The following is a 19196-nucleotide window of genomic DNA, read 5'->3' as shown; positions in this document are numbered from 1 at the left end:
ATCGTCGAACGGATGCGCCTAACGGTGATTGGCGCAGTGCGCTCAGAGCGCTGATGCTGAATGAGCGGCTGGAGCTGCGATTGGAGCAGATGAGTGAGGTTCATCCTCGTCACCAGCGGCTGCATTGAGTGGAATAGTGTGTACACGCCGGAGCATCGGTTGCAGGTTGACGCGTTAACGGTGTGGAGCGCGACCAGTGAGCGGCTGCGAGATGTGCTGAAAGGGTGACGGTGAAGTGATCCGCTGTCCGGAATTGAATACGCAGTTTCCTAACGCGACGTGAGACTACCGTTACATTTACTTTGCAAATGGCTGAAAGACGTTGAGCAATAGAATCTCGATGTGGCTCGCTACCGTGTTGGTCGCGATCTTCAATGTGTTGGGATGACCGCAGCCGTTTCGGAGTTTAAGGCACTTCTGCAGCTCTTCTTTGACGTTCTTCCCGATCGCGGAAATGGCAGCCAGCCTGTCCAAGAAGTCCGCTTCCTGCATTCGACCGAGATCGTCTGCCGTCTTGGCTGGCTTCCATTTGTTGTCCACGCGCGCAGCTTCCACATTAAACGCTTTCAGGTGATGCTGAATCACTTCCCGCCTCAGCACGTGGACAGCGGCTAGCCACGACATGACTACTGCGGATCGAAAGAATTCAAGCTCGTAACATGCCACCGCCTCTTCAACGAAAGCTCGCGTATCGCTATCTTTGACCGTCACCAGCAAATTGCGCAGGTCGGTGGCGACGTTCACGGCCGCCGGACTAATTTTTGTGAGCCCTAGGGCCTTTAAATGCTGTTTGCCCGTCTCAGTAAGCTCCCAGCCTGTCGGTGTTGGAATAGCCAACCCCTTCGCTTTGGCACCTAACAAAATTTGCGAGACGTTCCACTTCTTAATTTCCCTGAGTCCTGCATCTTCTGCGCAAGTCTTGATCATCGCAACCTGCGACGTCGTCTCATTTGCGGCGAGCGCCAAGAGCACCTTGTCGATTCTCGACAGGTCGCGGTGCAGCCAGTTCTTTAGCTCTGAGGGTTTAAGCAGCACGCAGCTTGGGCTCTAGATCGCTGATCGTTTTTGCGGACAGGGCGAATGTGTCAGTTCCTATTTCGCGCAAAGTCTCGTCGACCACGAGTCGCTTCAAGCTCACGCTTAAATTACTGACATACGATTCCTTGAAGTATGACGGCGCTGCGCGCATGGCGATGATGAGTTCTTTGCGCGTAAACGTTGAACTGGCTTTTGCAAAGTGCATGTGGGCAGCAGCGGACACGACCAAGGCTGGTCCGCTGTCCACCTTAAGCAGCGAGGCGATTGTACTTGTGGAGAGATCGATGACATCGTTTGGATTCGTTACCGCAGCGGCGGCGGGCGTTGAGCTTCCTGATTCGGCTGGCGCAGGAATTTCCTTCTGAAGCTCAAGCAATTCCCTAATCGTTTGAACCAAATGATCCTGCAAGAATGAGGATTCGCCTTCATACTCGACCTCAAGCGCGCCGAGTTTTATGCGGATAGTAGCGTGCTTCTGTTCCACGTCAGTTAGCCCCATTCCCATTCACTACCGGGAATAGGCATGATTCGAGGCTGCTACCTAGGTGCTCGGGGGCGGCGGCTGGCGTTTTCAACCGTTAAATGAGGACAAGAGTGCACCGTTCCGGGAGCATGTTAAAAACCGCCCTCGGCCTCCATGCCCGCCTGCTGTGGCCGAGCGCGGCGGGCCGGTCATGTTCGCGCGGATCGGGATCATGCGGGCACTGAATGCCGGGAAGGCCGCAGCGGGGCCGAGGCGGAATCCGGCGAAGCGGTACCGGATCGTGCGGTGAGGTCCTATGGATGCAAAATTTTTCCGGATCGCGGATCGCGACACAACGGTGAACACAATCACCAAATCGCATTGATTTCATTGACGATTTCGTCCTGGACCACTCCCTGCGCAGTGGTTTTACGGCTTATGTCGTGCTCTCCCCGGGGAGCGTTGCACTATTGCCCCCGTCGCCTTGCGGATGGCTGGCGGATGCGTCCGGTTGGACGACACCCATCACCGCAACACTTGACGCACAGACCCCGGGCGTCAGGACCACACGATTTTGCCGTACGCTAGAATCACACCGGTCGTATGCGCGAGGTCTTCGCTCACGGTTGCCCGCCCGGCAAAACCCTTCGCGCCGATGTCACCTGCGTCCACCGCCGCCCGGCCCGCGTTCGTGACGATCGCGATACGCCCCTCTTCCTTGGGCCGGGTTGAGGCGACACATACGCGATTTCCGAATTTCGGTAAAGTGGAATATTTTCGACGGCGCGGATTGACCGACCAATTGGGTGTTTTGCCCGTCGGGCAACGCAAGGGATTGTAGAAACGCAAGGGATTGTAGACGAGTAGGGTGGGTTAGCCCCGGGCTGCGCGAAGCGCAGTCCCCAGGCGTAACCCACCTCTCTGCCGCCGCGGATATTAAAGTGGTGGGTTACGCCGAGCGGTCAGCGCTTCGCGCAGTCCGCACGGCTAACCCACCCTACGAGACCGGGCTATGACGATCCTTAATGCCTCACCACCAGCACCGAGCACTTCGCGTAGCGCACCACATGCCCCGCGTTGGAGCCGAGGAAATAGGTGCGCATCGCCGGCCGGTGCGAGGTCATCACGATCAGATCGGCCTTCATGTGCACGGCTTCTTCGAGGATCTCGTGATAGATGCCGCCCTGGCGTACCACGCTGGAGATGCGGGAAGCCTCGATGCCGGATTCGCGCGCGACGATGGCGAGGGCTTCTTCCGAGGTCTGGCGCTGCTGCTCGTCGAAGTCGGCCGGCACGTATTCGGCCAGCATCACCGGCGTCATCGGCAGCACGTTGAGCAGGCGCACCTGGCCGCTCCAGGTCTGCGACAGCGTTGCGGCGGTCGCGATCGCCGGCTTGGCGAGGTCGGTGTCGGCGAGGTCGATGGGCACGAGGATGGACTTGAACATCTGCGCCTCCAAATCTTCCAGTCAGCACGTTTTCCCGGCCGTCGCGATCATCCCGATCGAAGCAGCTTGGGGCTGGTGAAAAGCACCAGCTTGCCGCGGCGGTAGGCCACGTCACCCCAATCCTTGACGTCAAAGTCAAAGATCGCAAGTCCCGCGGTGGGCAGATTGTGGCTGAGCGCCCTGGCGCCATCATGATCGCCGCCGCCCATCAGCATCAAGGCGGCCTCGTGCATGCCGGGATTGTGGGCGACCAGCAGCAATTGCTTCGGGTTGGCCGGGGCGGTTGCGGTGCGAATGGAGTCCAGGATCTGCGCGGGATCGGCGCCGTAGAGTTCCGGCAGGATCTCGACCTGCGGCGTCGGGACGCGGTGCTTCATCGCCTCCCAGGCGATGTCCCAGGTCTGCCGGGCCCGGACGGCGTGCGACACCAGCACGGTCTCGGGGAAGGGCGGATGGGCGGCGATCCAATCGCCCATCCGGGCGGCATCCTTGTGGCCGCGATCGTCGAGCCGTCGGTCCTGGTCACGGCCGCTCGGCGCGTCGGTCTCGGTCTTGGCGTGACGCAGCAGCATCAAACGGCGCATGGCATTCTCGAATCGTTACGGTCGCGGATAATGTACAGACGCGGGCGGGGACAAGGTGACAAGCGCCTGGCAGGTGTAAAGCGCGATGAGACTAGAACGAATCGTCATCGTGCTTAAGGTTGTTATTTCGAGCATGATCTGTTCGGAAAACCGCTGCACAGTTTTCCGGATCATGCTCTAAGAAAACGACATGAGCGAGACTTTCACAAGCGTGTCCCAGGAAGAAGCCGGCTTTCGCGACCGTGTGCGGCTGTCGTTCGATCTCGACGCCGACATCTGCGTCATCGGTGCCGGGCTTGCCGGGCTCTCCATCGCGCTGGAGGCAGCCCGGCTCGGGGCCAGTGTCGCGGTGCTCGAGGGCCGTCATATCGGCTGGAACGCCTCCGGCAACCAGCTCGGCACCGTGATGCCGGGCTTTGCGCTGCCGCTCACCGACCTGATCGAGCGCATCGGCTTTGAGGACGCGCGTGAATTGTGGACGCTGTCGAAGGAGGGGGCCGAGTTCGTCCGGGCCAACGCCACGGAAGAGAACATGCCGGGGATTGCCCCGAGCAACGGCGTGCTCGAGGTCTCCAACGTCGATGCCGGCGACCGTCTGATTAGCCGGTTGCAGATGCTGAACGAGGATTTCGACACCGAGGCCGAGGGTTGGCAGGTCGATCGCGTCCGCGAGGTGCTCAAGACCGATCGCTATTTCCACGGCGTGTATTATCCCAAAGCATTCCAGGTCGACGGCCGCAAATATGTGCACGGCCTTGCGGCGCTGGCGCGGCGAGCCGGCGCCCGCATCTTCGAGGACACGCCGGTCGTCAGCATCGATCATTCCGGCATCCGCAAGCGCATCGTCACGCCGTCGGCGCGGCTGCGCGCCACCCACATCGTGCTCGCGGGCAACATCCATCTCGGCGCGCCCCTGCGGCGGCTGTCGGAGACGCTGCTGCCGGTCTGGCGCTACGCCGGCATCACCGCGCCGCTCGGCGAGCGCGTGCACGAGATCATCGCCTTCAAGGGAGCGGTGATGGATTCCGACGGGGTCGACCATTTCCGCATCGTCGATGGCGACCGGCTGATGTGGGAGAGCCCGGAGACCACCTGGGCCGCGCGTCCGCAGCGCTTTGCAGGCAGCGTCAGGCGGCGGATCCGCACGATCTTTCCGGAGCTCGGCAATGTCGAGATCAGCGAAATGTTCGGCGGCGCCACCGGCCAGACCGTGCACGGCATGCCGCAGATCGGCCAGTTGCGCAAAGGCCTCTGGGTGGCGAGCGGGTTCGGCCGCCAGGGCATGAACATTTCGGCCATGGCCGGGCAGATGATCGCGCGCAGCATCCTGTGGGGCGATGAGCGGTGGAAGCTGTTCTCGCCGTTCGAGCTGGTCTGGGCGGGCGGCGCCACGGGGCGGGTCGCGGGCCAGCTGGTCGGGATCTGGGGCAGGGCGAGTTCTGCCGCCGCGGGCTCGCTCGCCCGCTACCGCGAACGCGCCAGGGTCAAGGACAGGGAGCGCGAGGCGCGCCTTGCCGAAGCCAATCGGGCCGCCGGCACTGGCCCGCGCCGCCCACCGCCCGGCGTCAGGCCGCGACCGGCCCCGCCGCCGATACGCGCGGTCCGGGAGGCAGAGCATGCCGTGGAACCGGTCTCGCATGATGGCGCCGCCTCCCAATAAGTTGAGAGAAATTCCGCCCGGACGTGTAACTTTGGCCGACAGAAGCCCGTATCTCAGGGCGTGGATTGCCCGCGCACGGAGAATGAGATGTTTGATCGCCGCATCCTGTTAACGACTGCCGCCGGCCTGTTCGGCCTCGGGGCCTTCCGCTGGCTGAGAGGAACGCCCGCCAAGGCTGGCGAGAAAGCCGTGGAAAAGTTCGAGATCACGAAGACGGAGGCTGAATGGCGCGCCCAGCTCACGCCGCAGCAATATGAGATCCTGCGCAACCATGGCACCGAGCGGCCCGGCTCCAGCCCGCTGCTGAAGGAGCACCGCAAAGGCATCTTCGCCTGCGCCGGCTGCGACCTGCCGCTGTTCGCCTCCGAGACCAAGTTCGAGAGCGGCACCGGTTGGCCGAGCTTCTACCAGCCGATCGAGGGCAATGTCGGCAAGACCGAGGACCGCGCCTACGGCATGGTGCGCACCGAGGTGCATTGCCGGCGCTGCGGCGGCCATCTCGGCCACGTCTTCGACGACGGTCCGAAGCCGACCGGATTGCGCTATTGCATCGACGGTTTCGGGCTGGTGTTCCATCCGGCGGCGGCCTCGGCGACGTAGGTTTCGCGGGGATCATTCCGGAGCGATGCGTGAGCATCGAGTCCGGAATCTCGAGGTTCTCAGGTGCGCAATGCGCACCAGGGCTCGATGCTTCGCATCCCCCCCGGAACGACGATGTGTCCCGGCAATTGTTGCCGGTCCCGGCAAATGTGCCCCGGTCGTCAGGCCGGGGCTTTTTCATTAAATCATTGATTTCCTGAGAATACCCGCATTGGCATAGCCCTTGCGACTGTCTCCTCCGACTGCGGCCATGTCGACCCGCCGCCGAGATCGGATTTGGAGACAAAGTTATGGGTATCTTCGATGCAATGAACACCTCGGTGGGTGGCCTGCAGGCGCAGTCCTACGCGCTGCAGAACATCTCCGGCAACATCGCGAACTCATCCACCACCGGTTACAAGGGCATCGGCACCAGCTTCGTCGATCTCATCCCCGACTCCTCGGTCCCGAGCAAGCAGGTCGCGGGCGGCGTGACGGCCAACGCCAAGGCCACCATCACCACGCAGGGCACGATCTCGGGCTCCACCGTCGCCACCAACATGGCGATCACCGGCGACGGCTTCTTCTCGATCCAGAAGGCGAGCGGCGTCGTCGACAACGTGCCTGTCTTCACCGGGGTCACGTACTACACGCGGCGCGGCGACTTCCAGCTCAATGCCAACGGCAATCTGGTCAACGGCGCCGGTTATTACCTGATGGGCGTCACGGTCGATCCGAAGACCGGTAACCCGACCGGCAGCGTGGCCAACGTGCTGCAATTCCAGAACAACTTCATTCCGGCGCAGGCGACCACCTCGATCCAGTACGCTGCGAACCTGCCGACCCAGCCGAACACGGTGGCGAAAACGACCGCGTCGAGCGGCACGCTGCTGGCGGCGGGCGGCCTGAACCCGTCCGATTTCGCCGCCAACCCGCTGCCGGTCGGCACACCTCCCGCGCCCTACGCCAACGCAATGGTGTCCGGCGCGGCTGCAACCGGCAACATCCGTTCGGCCTATTCGTCGACGACGGGCACGGGCACGGTCGCACTCCAGAACAATTCGGCGGCGGTGGCCTCGACCACCACATCGCTCGACAACACGGTCGGCACGCATCTCGCCTCCAGCATCCTCACCGCCTTGAGCGGCCAGACGCTGACGATCAATGGCAACACCATCACGTTCAACGGCGGCACGACGGTCTCGACCGTCGGCAACAACACCACCATCGGTCTCGGCGCGGGCACGACGGCGACGGTCGCGGACATCCTGAACGGAATCCAGACCGCGGGCGGCGCCGGCGTCACGGCCTCGCTCTCCGCGAGCGGCAACATCGTGATCTCCACCGGCACCGGCACCGATGTGGCGGTCGGCAGCGGCACCGCCGCCACCGCCCTCGGCATCAGCAGCGTGACCCGCGGCGGCAACGTACTGTCCTCGCCCGCGATCTCGGGGGCAACGGTGCTGAGCGGCAGCGCGACCGCCGGTGGCGCCCAGGTGCTCTCGTCCGGCTTCGCCGCCGGCGATACCATCACCGTCAACGGCCAGACACTGACCTTCGTCTCGCCGCCTACGGTTCCCAGCGCCTCTCAGATCCTCACCACCGACAACGTCACGACTCTGCTCGGCAAGATCGACGCGCTCTCCGGCGCCTCGGGATCGACGGTCAGCAGCGGCGGCGTCATCACGCTGAACACCGGCACCGTCTCCAACCTCTCGGTGTCCAGCTCCAACAGCGCTGCCTTCTCGGCGCTCGGCTTCACCTCGACCATCACCAAGAATCGCGACGGCGGCGGCACCGCCGGCACCGGTGGCGTGATCGGCAACGACATCGCGACCTTCACCAAGGAATCGATCAGCGGCGGCGCGGTGACCGCCTACAACGCCGCCGGCACGCCGGTGAACCTGCAATTGCGTTGGGCCAAGACCGACAGCGCCTCGCTGGGTGCGGGTCATTCGGATAGCTGGAACCTGTTCTACCAGACCGATCCGAACGCGACCGGCACGACCGTCGGCTGGGTCAATACCGGCCAGACTTTCACCTTTGCCAGCGACGGCTCGCTGACCTCGCCGAGCGGCTCGGGCATCACCATCAACAACGTCAGCGTCAGCGGTCAGTCGCTCGGCTCGGTCGCCTTCAACATCTCCTCGGGCGGACTGACGCAATATGCCAGCACCAGCGGCGCGGTGACCATCAACACCATCACGCAGAACGGCTATGCCGCCGGTCAGCTTCGCTCGGTTGCCGTCAACAACAACGGCATCGTGGTCGGCACCTTCTCCAACGGCCAGAACCTCAACCTCGCTCAGGTTCAGCTGTCGCACTTCAACGGCACCAATTATCTGAAGGCGATGGACGGCGGCGCCTATGCCGCGACCGAGCAGTCGGGTGATGCGATCGACGGCGCTTCAGGCACCATCAGCGGCTCCTCGCTGGAGGGATCCAACACCGACATCGCCGACGAATTCACCAAGCTGATCGTGACCCAGCAGGCCTATTCGGCCAACACCAAGGTGATCACGACCGCGAATTCGATGGTGCAGGACCTCTTGAACGTGTTGCGCTGATCGGCGCGTAACGTAACCAAAGGCGGCAAGTAACATGGGTTTGAGTTCAGCCCTCGCCAGTGCGATGAGCGGTCTGCGTGCCAACCAGGCCGCGCTCTCGATCGTCTCCTCGAACGTCGCCAATGCGCAGACGCCGGGTTACGTCGTCCAGACCCCGAACCAGATCGAGGTCACCACCGGCGATTTCGGCTCGACGGCGATGACCACCGGCGTCAGCCGGGAGCTCGACACCTATGTGCTGAATCAGCTGCGCACCGAGACCGGCGGCAGCGGCTACGCCAATCAGATGGCCAACATCCTGAAGCAGCTTCAGAATGTCTATGGCACGCCCGGCAACAGCGGCACGCTCGAAACCGCGCTGAACAAGTTCACCACGGCGCTGCAAGCGCTGTCGACCAGCTCGGGCGCCTCATCGGCGCAAACCGTTGCGCTCGGCGCGGCGCAGGCGCTGGCCACGCAGCTCAACGTCACCACCAAGGGCATCCAGTCGCTGCGCTCCAACGTCGAGCAGGATCTCGGCAATTCGGCGCAAGCGGCCAACGTCGCAATGCAGCAGATCGCCGACATCAACACCAAGCTGCAGGGCCTGTCGGCCAACGACCCCTCGGCCGCGACGCTGATGGACCAGCGCGACCAGGCCATCAACACGCTGTCGAAATATGTCGACGTGCGCGTCACCACCGACGGTTCGAACCAGGCCAACATCTACACCACGACGGGCATCCAGCTCGTCGGCGCCGGGCTCGCCTCGCAATTCACCTTTGCTTCCGCCGGCGCGCTGTCGGCGACCTCGCTCTACAACATCGATCCGGCCAAGTCCGGCGTCGGCGCGCTCAACATCGTGCTGCCGAACGGCTCGAAGGTCGACGTCGTCGCCAACAACGTGGTCTCCTCGGGCCAGATCGCGGCCGATCTGAAGCTGCGCGACGAGACGCTGGTGCAGGCGCAGAACCAGATCGACCAGCTCGCCGCCACGATGTCGAGCGCGCTGTCGGACAAGACCACCGCAGGCACCACGGTGTCGGGCCCGCCGGCCGGCTTCGACATCGACCTTGCCGGTGCGCTGCCGGGCAACACCGCCACCTTCACCTACACCGACACGGCGACCAACACGAAGCGCCAGGTCACCCTTGTCAACGTCACCGACCCGGCGGCGCTGCCGCTGCAGAACGCGGCCAACGCCAACCCGATGCAGATCGGCGTGAACTTCTCCGGCGGCATGGGCGCGATCGCTTCGGCACTCAACACGGCGCTTTCCACCTCGCATTTGACGTTCTCGGCCGCGCCGTCGCCGGCGACCGCCACGACGCTGCGGATCACGGACGACAACAGCGGCCTCGCCAAGGTCAATTCATCCTCGATCACCAAGACGATCTCGTCGCTGACCTCGGGCAATCCGCAACTGCCGCTGTTCACCGACGGCGGACAGGCGCTCTACACCGGCGCGATCACCGCCTCGGGCTCGCAGATGACCGGCCTTGCCGGACGCATCGCCGTGAACACGCAGCTGGTCTCCGACCCGACCCGGATGTCGGTGTACAACACCTCGCCGGTGACGCCTTCGGGTGACACCGCGCGTTCGGACTATCTCTACTCGCAGCTCACCTCGGCGGTGTTCTCCTATTCGCCAGCGAGCGGTCTCGGCTCGGCGAGCCAGCCCTTCACCGGCAGCGTTTCGAATTATCTGCAGCAGTTCCTGAGCGTCCAGGCCAATTCCGCGACCCAGGCCACCCAGCTGCAGCAGGGCCAGAGTGTCGTGGTCTCGACGCTGCAGGCCAAGTTCGACTCGACCTCCAAGGTCAATCTGGACTCGGAGATGTCGAACCTGATCCAGCTCCAGAATGCCTATGCCGCCAACGCCCACGTCATGTCGGTGGTGCAGAGCATGATGAATACGTTGCTCCAGGCTCAAGTGTAACAAGTAACAGGGCTCTGAAACATGTCGATCAGCAGCATCAACTACTCTTCGTCGATTCTCGGCTCGCAGATCCGCAACATTAATCAGCAGCTCACCGACCTGTCGACGCAGCTCTCGACCGGCAAGCTGTCGCAGAACTATTCCGGGATGGGCACCAACGAGGGCTTTGCGATCGCCGGGCGCGCGCAGCTCTCCAACATCGCCGCCTATACCGACACGATCACCAACGTCAATGTCAGCATCAACCTCGCCAACACGGCGCTGCAGTCGCTGACCAAGATCCGCAGCACGGTGCAGACGGGCGCTGCCAACACCGCGCAGGATCTCAACGTCAACGGCCAGACCATTGCGCAGAACACCGCCGCCGCCCAGTTCGGCTCGATGGTCGGCGTGCTCAACACGCAGACGGGCAACCGCTATCTGTTCTCCGGAACCGCCATCAGCGCGCCGTCGGTTGCGAATGCCGGCGACATCATCAACGGCACCACCACGCAGGCGGGGTTCAAGACCGTGATGGCGGAGCGCCAGGCCGCCGACCTCGGCGCCAACGGCATGGGCCGCCTGGTGCAGACGCAGCCGACGCCGAGCTCGATCCAGGTGTCGGAAGACGCCGCCGGATCGCCGTTCGGGCTGAAGCTCAAGGCGGTATCCTCGACCCTGACGGGCGCGACCATCACCGGCCCGAGTGGCTCGCCGGTGTCGTTCGCGGTCGATCTCAACGGCGTCAACCCGAACAATGGCGACAAGCTGAGCGTGCAGTTCACGCTGCCGGACGGCTCGACCGAGCAGATCGATCTGACCGCGTCGACGGCGACGCCAACGCCGCTCGGCAGCTTCGCGATCGACGCCAGCACCCCCGTCAACCCGACCAACACCGCGAACAACCTCAACGCCGCGCTGAACACCGCGATCACGAAGCTCGCCAACACCTCGCTGGTGGCGGCATCCGCGATCGTCGCCGGCGACAATTTCTTCAACACCGCAAGCTCGGCGATCGGCACGCCCGTCAGCAACCAGGCGGCGCCGCCGGCGCCCGTGACCGGCGCGACCGCGCTGTCCGGGGCGAGCCCCTCGGATTCGATCTCGCCGGGCTTCGTCGCCGGCGACACCATCACCGTCAACGGCACCACGCTGACCTTCGTCAGTTCGGGCGCGACCGGCAACCAGCTCAACCTCACCGACAGCATCCAGAATCTGCTCGGCAAGATCGACCAGATCACGGGGACGTCGAAGCCCTCGACGGTCCATGGCGGTTCGATCACGATCAACACCGACGATGCGGCGAGCCTGAACATCACGAGCTCGAATACCGGCGCGCTGGGCTCGCTCGGTTTCAGCGCGACGCCGGTGACCGCCACCCAGCCGCCGCTGCGGGTCGGATCCTCGCCCGCGAGCTCGGCGACGACGCTGGTCAACGGCTCGGCCACCACCGTGGAATGGTATCTTGGCAATGACGGGCCCGGCTCGGCGCGCTCGACCGCGATGGCGCGCGTTGACGATTCCGTCACGGTGCAGTACGGCGCCCAGGCGAACGAGGACGCGATCCGCCGGCAGTTGCAGGCGATCGCGGTGTTCGGGACCTTCTCGACCTCGCCGACCGGGCAGTATTCGGGCGGGCAGGTCGCTGCGCTGAGCCTGCGCACGACCCAGGCGCTGACCCAGCAGCCCGGCCAGCAGCGCATCGAGGACATCCAGACCGACATCGCGATGGCCCAGAACACGATGAAGGACGCGAGCACGCGCCAGACCCAGGCCAAGGCGCAGCTCCAGACCATCATCGACCAGGCGGAATCGGCCTCGCCGGACGAGGTCGCGAGCCAGCTGCTGGCGCTGCAGAACGCGCTCCAGGCGTCCTATCAGGTGACCTCGAACCTGGCGCAGCTCTCGCTCGTCAAGTTCCTGTAAGGATGCGTTAAGGCGCCGTTAACCATGCCTCTTTACCTCTTGGTGAGGATTGGAGCGGGGCGGAGCTGCCGATGTCGGACAGGATGCAACTGGTGGTGGCTACGCCGTGCTTCGGCGGGCAGGTGTCGAGCATCTATGCGAGCTCGATCTTCGCGCTGCAGCGGGCCGTGCACGGCATGTCCAATCTCGAGCTCAAGGTGCTGCTGCGCGACGGCGATGCGCTGATCACCCGCGCGCGGGCCAATCTGGTCGCGATGTTCCTGGACGATCCCAGGGCGACGCATTTCCTGTTCATCGACGCCGATATCGGCTTCAAGCCGGAGCAGGTGTTTCGGCTGATCGAATGCGGCGCGGATGTCGTCGCCGGCTGCTATCCGATCAAGCGGGTCAATTGGGACAAGGCCGCGCGGGCGATCCAGTCGGGCCGCACCGACGTGCCGGCCGCCTCGCTCGACTACGTGCTCGAGATCGAGGATCCAGACCGCATCGTCGTGGTCAACGGTTTCACCCGGGTGCGCTATGCCGGCACCGGCTTCCTGATGATCCGGCGCCAGGCGCTGGAGGCGATGTGCCGCCATCCCGACTATGCGGCGTTGCAGTTCTTCCGTGAGCATTCGCACGACACGCTGGCGGCGAGCCAGAACCGGTTTGCGCTGTTCGAATGCATGATCGATCCGGCGACCGGCACGTATCTGTCCGAGGACTTCGCCTTCTGCAAGCGCTGGACCGATATCGGCGGCGAGATCTGGGCCGACATCCAGAGCTCGCTCGATCACGTCGGGCCGTCGGTGTTCCACGGCGATATTGCCTCGCAATTCGCGCCGGCGGCTGCGGCCGATGCGGCGTGAGCCTTCCGGGATGAGCGCCGGCGCATCCCGTCTGTCAGGTCAGGAGCGCGCCCCCGACGGCGGCTCGCGTTATCGCCTGCGCGATCTCTTCACGCCACTGGACACGCTGCTGGTCTCCGGCGGCGATCCGCGGCTGGCGCTCGACGCCAGGGATCGCGTCAACGGCTATGGCTGCGCGGCTTCGCCGGAGCCGGAGATCTGGAATTTCGCCTCCTCGACCGCATCGACGATCTCGCAAGTGGCTTACGACCGTGCCGCGCTGGCGCGCGAAGAGCTGATGCGCAAGTGCCTGTTCGACGAGGTCGAGATCGCCTTCGATGCGCGCTGCGAGGACATGCGGGACGAGCTGCGCGGCCATCTCCAGCTCTCGCCGCGCGTCGACGTCGTGTTCTCGCCCTCCGGCACCGACTCCCAGCTCCACGCCCTGTTCCTGGCGCGCGCGGTGCTCGGGGCGCCGCCGGTGACGATCGTGGTCGGCGCCGACCAGACCGGAAGCGGGACGATCCATACCGCCCGCGGGCACCATTTCAGCTCCATGACGGCGAGCGGCCTTGCGGTTCGCAAGGACGGTGCGGTTGCCGGGCTCGCCGGCGCCGGTCTCGCATTGCCGCTGCTCGCGACTGCGCCCGGGATTGCGATGCGCGCGGACACGGATGCCGCGGTGCTGCGTGCGGTCGAGGCCACGATCGCGCAAGGCGCGCCCGTGCTGCTCCAGATCATGGATGCATCCAAGCTCGGCTGGCGCGCACCGAGCGCGGCCTGTCTCGACGAGATCGCGCGGCGCTGGCCGCGCAAGGTCCAGATCGTCGTCGATGCCTGCCAGGCCCGGCTCGGCCGCCGCCGGCTGCGCTCCTATCTCGACCGCGGCTATATGGTGCTGATGACGGGCTCGAAATTCTTCGGTGGACCTGCCTTCAGCGGCGCGGTGCTGGTGCCGAAGGGCCTTTCGCGGTCGCTCGACCGGGTCGAGGGGATCGCGCCTGGTATCTTCGACTATGCCGGCCGTTGCGATTGGCCGGTGGCCTGGACGGCGCTGCGTTCGCGCTTCGAGCGCCGTCCGAATTTCGGTCAATGGCTGCGCTGGGAAGCGGCGCTGGCCGAGATCGGCCGCTACTACGCCGTATCAGGGGCTTTCCGCGCCGAGATGCTCGCTGAGCTCGCCGCCGGCATCGACAGCATGATCGCGCTGTCGCCGTCGCTTCGCCCCGTTCCATCCGCGATCGGGACTGCCGGCGCGGATGATGAGGAATTTGCACAAACCACGATCTTTCCGTTCATCCTGCTGCGCGACGGCAAGCCGGTCTCGATCGCCGAGACCGCCGCCGTTCATCGGGCATTGGCGCGCGACATGAACGAGGCGATCGGCGGCAGTGCGGCGGACCGGCAGGTCGCCGTGCAGCGCTGCCTGATCGGCCAGCCGGTCCGGCTGGAGCGGCAGGACGAGGCGCCGCAGGCGGTGCTGCGCCTCTGTGTCGGCGCACGGCTCGTGACCGAAGCCTGGTCGCCCGACACGGCGCAGGCGCAACGCAACGTGCAGCAAATTCTCGATCGCATCGCCCATGTCCTGGTAAAGATCGAGCTGCTGCTTGACCGTGGCGCGGTCGCGGCCGCGCCGGTAAACTCCGCGTTCGAGGTGTGAGATGCAGCATCCGGTTTCCGCACCGCTTCGCATGACCGCGGCGAACTACGCCGATCGCATCGGCTTTGCGCAGCTGACGCGCCAGGCCTTCGAAGGTGTCGACCTGCATCCGTTGCGCGACCAGCTGCTGGCGCGGATCGCGGCGGGGACCGCACTGGCGGGCGAAGGGCTGGATCTGTCGTTGATCACCCAGCTTCTCGGCGACAAGGATCGCGGACTTGCGATCCAGTCGGAGGTGCTGAGCTTCCACCAATTGTTTCGCACGCCGAGCGCTGCTCCGAAGCCGGGCCTGCGCGTGCTCGCGCTAGCAGCCGACATCGACATGGGCGGCAACACGCCGATCGATTTTCTGCTCGAAGGCTCCGACATCGAGCTGTTGACGCTCTACGTTGTCAAGGGCGTCGGTCTGCCTGAGAATTTGCCCGAGCACGACGTTGCCATCGTGGTCGCCTCCGATTCCGAGGAATGCCGCGAGGCGCTCGCCTTGATCGAACAGGTCGCGCCGCACTGGCCGCGGCCGCTGCTCAATCGTCCCGATCGCATCGGCAACCTCGATCGCGACAAGCTGCATCGGCTGCTGGCCGGCGTGCCGGGTCTCGATATTCCCGCGACGATCCACGCGACGCGCGCGCAATTGTCAGATCTTTCGCGAGGGCAGATCACGTGCCGGGACATCGCGGCTGAATTGCGCTTTCCGATGATCGCGCGGCCGCGCGGCTCGCATGCCGGCGTCGGACTCGCGAGGCTCGACGATGCGGCCGCGCTCGCAGCCTATCTTGCCGAGCGTGATGAGCAGGATTTCTTCGTCGCGCGTTTCGTCGACTATGTGAACCCCGACGGGCTCTACCGCAAATATCGTCTCGCGATGGTCGACGGCAAGCCCTACGCCTGCCACATGGCGATCGCCGACCGCTGGGACATCTGGTATCTCAACGCCTACATGGCGTTCAGCGAGGAGAAGCGGGCAGAAGAAGCGATCTTCATGCGCGACTTCGACCACGCCTTCGCCGCGCGCCACGAACACGCGCTCGGCGAGATGAGCAGGCGCGTCGGCCTCGATTATTTCATCGTCGATTGCGCCGAGAACCAGGACGGCGAGCTGCTGGTGTTCGAGGCCGACAACACCGCCGTCGTGCACAACATGGATTCGCCGGTCGTGTTTCCTTACAAGCCGCCGCAGATGCGCAAGATCTTTGCGGCGTTCTCGGCGATGCTGTCGCGGCATGCAAGAGCAGGCGAGGGGAGTGCAGCATGAACGAGATCATCCGCAGCGCGCAAACCTCCGTCGCGCACGCCTCGCTCGATCCGCAGGACTGGAGCGAATTTCGCGCGCTCGCCCATCGCATGCTCGACGATGCGATCGACGGCATCGCCAACGTTCGGGCGCGCCCCGTCTGGCAGCCGATTCCCGATGCGACCCGCGCGGCCTTCAGGGCCGATGTGCCACGAGAGGCGAGCGACCTTGCCGAGGTCTATAGCGAATTCGCCGAGCACGTCGCGCCGTATGCCACCGGCAACGTCCATCCAGGCTTCATGGGCTGGGTGCATGGCGGGGGCACCGCGGTCGGCATGGTCGCGGACATGCTCGCCGCCGGCCTCAACGCCAATCTCGGCGGACGCGACCACATGCCGATCGAGGTCGAACGCCAGATCGTCGACTGGATGCGCCGCCTGTTCGCGTTTCCGGACAGTGCGAGCGGCATCTTCGTCACGGGGACGTCGATGGCCAATCTGATGGCGGTGCTGGTGGCGCGTAACGCTGCGCTCGGCACGCTGGCGCGGCAATACGGCATCGGCAATGACGGTGCGGTGCTGACGGCCTATACGTCGCAGGCCGCGCATGGCTGCGTCTCAAGGGCGATGGACATCGCCGGGCTCGGCACCGATGCGTTGCGCAAGGTCGGCGTCGATGCCGATCATCGCATCGACGTAGCCGCTCTGCGTGCGCAAATCACTGTCGATCGCGAGGTCGGCTTCAAGCCGTTCCTGGTCGTCGCGTCTGCCGGCACGGTGGACATTGGTGCGATCGACGACCTCAAGGCGATCGCGGAGCTGTGCCGCGAGGAGGGAATCTGGTTTCACGTCGACGGTGCCTTCGGCGCGCTCGCGATCTTCTCGCCCGAGCTCGCGCCGCTGCTCGGCGGCATCGAGCTCGCAGATTCCATTGCGCTCGACTTCCACAAATGGGGACAGGTACCCTACGATGCCGGCTTCCTGCTGGTGCGCGATGGCGAGCAGCATCGACAGGCCTTCGCGCAGCCCGCGGCCTATCTGCGCCGCGAGGCGAGGGGGCTTGCGGCGGGCGCGGTCTGGCCATGCGATCTCGGCCCCGATCTGTCGCGCGGTTTCCGTGCGCTGAAGACGTGGTTCACGCTGAAGACATTCGGCACCGATCGGCTGGGTGCGACGATCACGAGAAGCTGCGCGCTGGCGAAATATCTCGAGGCCCGCGTAATGGCCGAACCGCGGCTGGAATTGCTGGCGCCGGTCAACCTCAACATCGTCTGCTTCCGCTATCGTGCCGATGATGCGGTCAATCGCGAGATTGTCGCCGACATCCAGGAGTCCGGGGTCGCAGCGCCCTCGAGCACGACGCTGGGCGGCAGATTTGCGATCCGCGCCGCGATCGTCAATCACCGCACCGAGGAGGCGGACATCGATGCGCTGGTCGGAGCCGTGCTGGAGTTCGGCGGCCGGCGGTGCGGCGACGGAATGATCGAGGTCGAGGCACCGCCGCTCGCAGCGCAATAGCACTGGTGCATGGCTGAAACGACAACGGCCCCGGAGATGATCCGGGGCCGTTGTCGTTTGCGGAGGTGAACGTCGATGGTCAGGCGGCGGAGCTCACGTCCTTGGCCGCTTCCGTCGAGGGATGGGTGGCCTCGAATTGGCTCCGCAGCTTCTCTTCATAGGCGATCAGCTTGCGGGCATCCTTCAGCGCCCGGTAGAGGTCGCCGTTCAGGATGTTGTTGTTGATGCCTTCGATGATCGGCCAGGCGCTCGGCACCGCGGTGACGATATCCCGCACCAGGTTGAAATAGGTGCCGTGCTGGCTCTGCGGATCCGGCGAGATGTACATGAGCTGGACCGCCAGATAGACGAGCTTCGCCGGCGAATCCGCGGTCTCGGGCGTGAGGATGTCGCGCTCGCGCAGGATCGGCACGTTGTCGCCGTCGATCAGGAGGCGGGCGCGCTGGTCCGTGTTGGTAATCACGCAGTTACCGACGATGATGCGTTCGTGCGGTCTGAGCTCGACTTTGAGAGCCATGCCTGTTCTCCATCAACGCTTTCGTAACCGAGCGCTCGTTGCGGCCTATGAAGACGTGATTCTCGCTCGGAATTAGTTAACGACCTGTAAATTCCCGCCGTTCACGCGAGAAACCGCAATATTTTCAAGGTTGTATCCATGCCGGCTGCGCGACGATCTGCGCGGCGTCCCAGGCCGAATCACGCGAGACCCGGCAAAGGCGCGGGTTTCATTTCATGTTTCGTTAGAGGTCTCGGCGCCACGGTCCGGCGGTCGCTGGGTCACTCTCGATCCGAGCAGACGAGTAACAGTTGCGTCGTTTACCAGAAAGGTAACAGAGTTATGTCAGGCATCGTCCTCTCCGCGTCGGTTCGCCAGAACCTCCTCTCCCTCCAGTCCACCGCTGATCTTCTCGCCACCACGCAGAACCGTCTGTCGACCGGCAAGAGCGTCAATTCGGCCCTGGACAATCCCACCAACTTCTTCACCGCACAGTCGCTCGACAACCGCGCCAGCGACATCAACAATCTGCTCGACGGCATCGCCAACGGCGTGCAGGTGCTGCAGGCTGCCAACACCGGCATCACCTCGCTGCAGAAGCTGATCGACAGCGCCAAGTCGATCGCCAACCAGGCGCTGCAGACCACCGTCGGTTATTCCACCAAGTCCAACGTCTCCGCCACGATCTCCGGTGCGACGGCGGCCGACCTGCGCGGCACGACCAGCTTCGCCAGCGCGACCGCATCCAGCAACGTGCTCTATAGCGGCGCGGCGGGCGGCACGACGGCGGCGACCGGCACCACGACGCTCGGCGCCAGCATCGGCGTCTTCGCGAGCACTGGCGCAACGACCGGCGCCGGCGGTACCACGACCCTGGAAGGCACCATCACCCTGATCGCCACCAACGGCACGAGCGCCAGCGGCCTGGCCGGCAACGCCCAGCCCGCCGACGGCGACACCCTGACCGTGAACGGCAAGACCATCACCTTCCGTGCCGGCCTCGCGCCGGCGTCAACNGGCGTTCCCTCCGGTTCTGGCGTCAGCGGCCATCTCGTCACCGACGGCAGCGGCAACACCACCGTCTATCTCGGTAGCACCGGCACGCCGGCAACGCTTGCGACCGTCGACGATCTGTTCACCGCAATCGATCTCGCCAGCGGCGTCAAGACAGTTGCGATCAGTTCCGGTGCTGCGACGATCGCCACGAGCGTCGGCCAGACCGCCTCGACCGTTGCTGGCGGCGCCGTCTCGCTGAGGAGTTCGACAGGTGCGGATCTGACCGTCACCGGCAAGGCCGACC

Annotated in this window: 16 protein-coding genes; 10 read left to right on the top strand and 6 right to left on the bottom strand. The window is 64.6% G+C overall.

Annotated elements, in window-relative coordinates:
• Positions 1 to 297: 297 nt before the first annotated feature.
• From A3AS_RS0109200 to A3AS_RS0109185, 5 genes are all read right to left on the bottom strand, one after another.
• A complete protein-coding gene (locus A3AS_RS0109200) occupies positions 298 to 1035 on the bottom strand; it encodes a hypothetical protein (protein WP_018317306.1) in 738 nt (245 codons plus the stop codon).
• Positions 1025 to 1522, bottom strand: coding sequence for a hypothetical protein (locus A3AS_RS0109195; RefSeq protein WP_157644243.1), 498 nt, complete (start codon positions 1520 to 1522; stop codon positions 1025 to 1027). Before A3AS_RS0109195 ends, A3AS_RS0109200 begins: the two co-directional genes overlap by 11 nt.
• A gap of 537 nt (positions 1523 to 2059) precedes the next feature.
• Positions 2060 to 2350, bottom strand: coding sequence for a hypothetical protein (locus tag A3AS_RS48945; protein ID WP_245283173.1), 291 nt, complete (start codon positions 2348 to 2350; stop codon positions 2060 to 2062).
• A 173-nt stretch (positions 2351 to 2523) separates the two neighbouring features.
• A complete protein-coding gene (locus A3AS_RS0109190; RefSeq protein ID WP_026201824.1) occupies positions 2524 to 2949 on the bottom strand; it encodes a universal stress protein in 426 nt (141 codons plus the stop codon).
• A 47-nt stretch (positions 2950 to 2996) separates the two neighbouring features.
• Positions 2997 to 3533, bottom strand: coding sequence for a histidine phosphatase family protein (locus A3AS_RS0109185; RefSeq protein ID WP_018317303.1), 537 nt, complete (start codon positions 3531 to 3533; stop codon positions 2997 to 2999).
• Between the two features lie 190 nt (positions 3534 to 3723).
• On the opposite strand from A3AS_RS0109185, the gene A3AS_RS0109180 reads away from it, so the two are divergent.
• The 9 genes from A3AS_RS0109180 to A3AS_RS0109140 all read left to right on the top strand — a co-directional run bounded on the left by A3AS_RS0109180 (position 3724) and on the right by A3AS_RS0109140 (position 17400).
• Positions 3724 to 5193 carry an FAD-binding oxidoreductase gene (locus A3AS_RS0109180; protein ID WP_018317302.1) on the top strand — a complete coding sequence of 490 codons (1470 nt, stop codon included), beginning with the start codon at positions 3724 to 3726 and terminating at the stop codon, positions 5191 to 5193.
• A gap of 87 nt (positions 5194 to 5280) precedes the next feature.
• Positions 5281 to 5793 carry a peptide-methionine (R)-S-oxide reductase MsrB gene (gene msrB / locus A3AS_RS0109175; protein WP_018317301.1) on the top strand — a complete coding sequence of 171 codons (513 nt, stop codon included), beginning with the start codon at positions 5281 to 5283 and terminating at the stop codon, positions 5791 to 5793.
• Positions 5794 to 6083: 290 nt separating this feature from the next.
• Complete coding sequence (locus A3AS_RS0109170) at positions 6084 to 8339, top strand: flagellar hook-basal body complex protein (protein WP_018317300.1); 2256 nt, start codon at positions 6084 to 6086, stop codon at positions 8337 to 8339.
• A 34-nt stretch (positions 8340 to 8373) separates the two neighbouring features.
• Positions 8374 to 10257, top strand: coding sequence for a flagellar hook-associated protein FlgK (gene flgK / locus A3AS_RS0109165; protein ID WP_018317299.1), 1884 nt, complete (start codon positions 8374 to 8376; stop codon positions 10255 to 10257).
• Positions 10258 to 10278: 21 nt separating this feature from the next.
• The gene (locus A3AS_RS0109160) at positions 10279 to 12162 is read left to right on the top strand and encodes a flagellar protein (RefSeq protein WP_018317298.1); all 1884 of its coding nucleotides are present in this window, start codon (positions 10279 to 10281) and stop codon (positions 12160 to 12162) included.
• Between the two features lie 71 nt (positions 12163 to 12233).
• Complete coding sequence (locus A3AS_RS0109155) at positions 12234 to 13010, top strand: hypothetical protein (protein ID WP_018317297.1); 777 nt, start codon at positions 12234 to 12236, stop codon at positions 13008 to 13010.
• The gene (locus A3AS_RS0109150) at positions 13000 to 14649 is read left to right on the top strand and encodes a hypothetical protein (RefSeq protein WP_018317296.1); all 1650 of its coding nucleotides are present in this window, start codon (positions 13000 to 13002) and stop codon (positions 14647 to 14649) included. The genes A3AS_RS0109155 and A3AS_RS0109150 overlap by 11 nt, the downstream gene beginning before the upstream one ends.
• 1 nt (position 14650) lies before the next feature.
• A complete protein-coding gene (locus tag A3AS_RS0109145; protein ID WP_018317295.1) occupies positions 14651 to 15904 on the top strand; it encodes a hypothetical protein in 1254 nt (417 codons plus the stop codon).
• On the top strand, positions 15901 to 17400 hold the full coding sequence (locus A3AS_RS0109140) for an aspartate aminotransferase family protein (protein ID WP_018317294.1): 1500 nt from the start codon (positions 15901 to 15903) through the stop codon (positions 17398 to 17400). Before A3AS_RS0109145 ends, A3AS_RS0109140 begins: the two co-directional genes overlap by 4 nt.
• Before the next feature lie 79 nt (positions 17401 to 17479).
• On the opposite strand, the gene flbT is transcribed toward A3AS_RS0109140, so the two are convergent.
• Positions 17480 to 17917 (bottom strand): flagellar biosynthesis repressor FlbT, encoded by a 438-nt coding sequence (gene flbT, locus A3AS_RS0109135; RefSeq protein ID WP_018317293.1) that lies wholly within the window; start codon positions 17915 to 17917, stop codon positions 17480 to 17482.
• 321 nt (positions 17918 to 18238) lie between these two features.
• Here flbT and A3AS_RS0109130 point away from each other — a divergent pair.
• Positions 18239 to 19196, top strand: a 958-nt coding sequence (locus A3AS_RS0109130) for a DUF1522 domain-containing protein (RefSeq protein WP_018317292.1), incomplete at its 3' end; no start/stop codon positions are given.

The sequence above is a fragment of the Bradyrhizobium sp. WSM2793 genome (assembly GCF_000379585.1).
In the GTDB taxonomy this organism is placed as follows: Bacteria; Pseudomonadota; Alphaproteobacteria; order Rhizobiales; family Xanthobacteraceae; genus Bradyrhizobium.
This window is presented reverse-complemented; position numbering and strand designations above follow the sequence as displayed.

Bases quoted from the DNA above. Each gene is read 5' to 3' on its own strand.
- A3AS_RS0109190 (WP_026201824.1), bottom strand. From the start codon at position 2,949: ATGTTCAAGTCCATCCTCGTGCCCATCGACCTCGCCGACACCGACCTC.
- A3AS_RS0109185 (WP_018317303.1), bottom strand. From the start codon at position 3,533: ATGCGCCGTTTGATGCTGCTGCGTCACGCCAAGACCGAGACCGACGCG.
- A3AS_RS0109180 (WP_018317302.1), top strand. From the start codon at position 3,724: ATGAGCGAGACTTTCACAAGCGTGTCCCAGGAAGAAGCCGGCTTTCGC.
- msrB (WP_018317301.1), top strand. From the start codon at position 5,281: ATGTTTGATCGCCGCATCCTGTTAACGACTGCCGCCGGCCTGTTCGGC.
- A3AS_RS0109170 (WP_018317300.1), top strand. From the start codon at position 6,084: ATGGGTATCTTCGATGCAATGAACACCTCGGTGGGTGGCCTGCAGGCG.
- flgK (WP_018317299.1), top strand. From the start codon at position 8,374: ATGGGTTTGAGTTCAGCCCTCGCCAGTGCGATGAGCGGTCTGCGTGCC.
- A3AS_RS0109160 (WP_018317298.1), top strand. From the start codon at position 10,279: ATGTCGATCAGCAGCATCAACTACTCTTCGTCGATTCTCGGCTCGCAG.
- A3AS_RS0109155 (WP_018317297.1), top strand. From the start codon at position 12,234: ATGTCGGACAGGATGCAACTGGTGGTGGCTACGCCGTGCTTCGGCGGG.
- A3AS_RS0109150 (WP_018317296.1), top strand. From the start codon at position 13,000: ATGCGGCGTGAGCCTTCCGGGATGAGCGCCGGCGCATCCCGTCTGTCA.
- A3AS_RS0109145 (WP_018317295.1), top strand. From the start codon at position 14,651: ATGCAGCATCCGGTTTCCGCACCGCTTCGCATGACCGCGGCGAACTAC.
- A3AS_RS0109140 (WP_018317294.1), top strand. From the start codon at position 15,901: ATGAACGAGATCATCCGCAGCGCGCAAACCTCCGTCGCGCACGCCTCG.
- flbT (WP_018317293.1), bottom strand. From the start codon at position 17,917: ATGGCTCTCAAAGTCGAGCTCAGACCGCACGAACGCATCATCGTCGGT.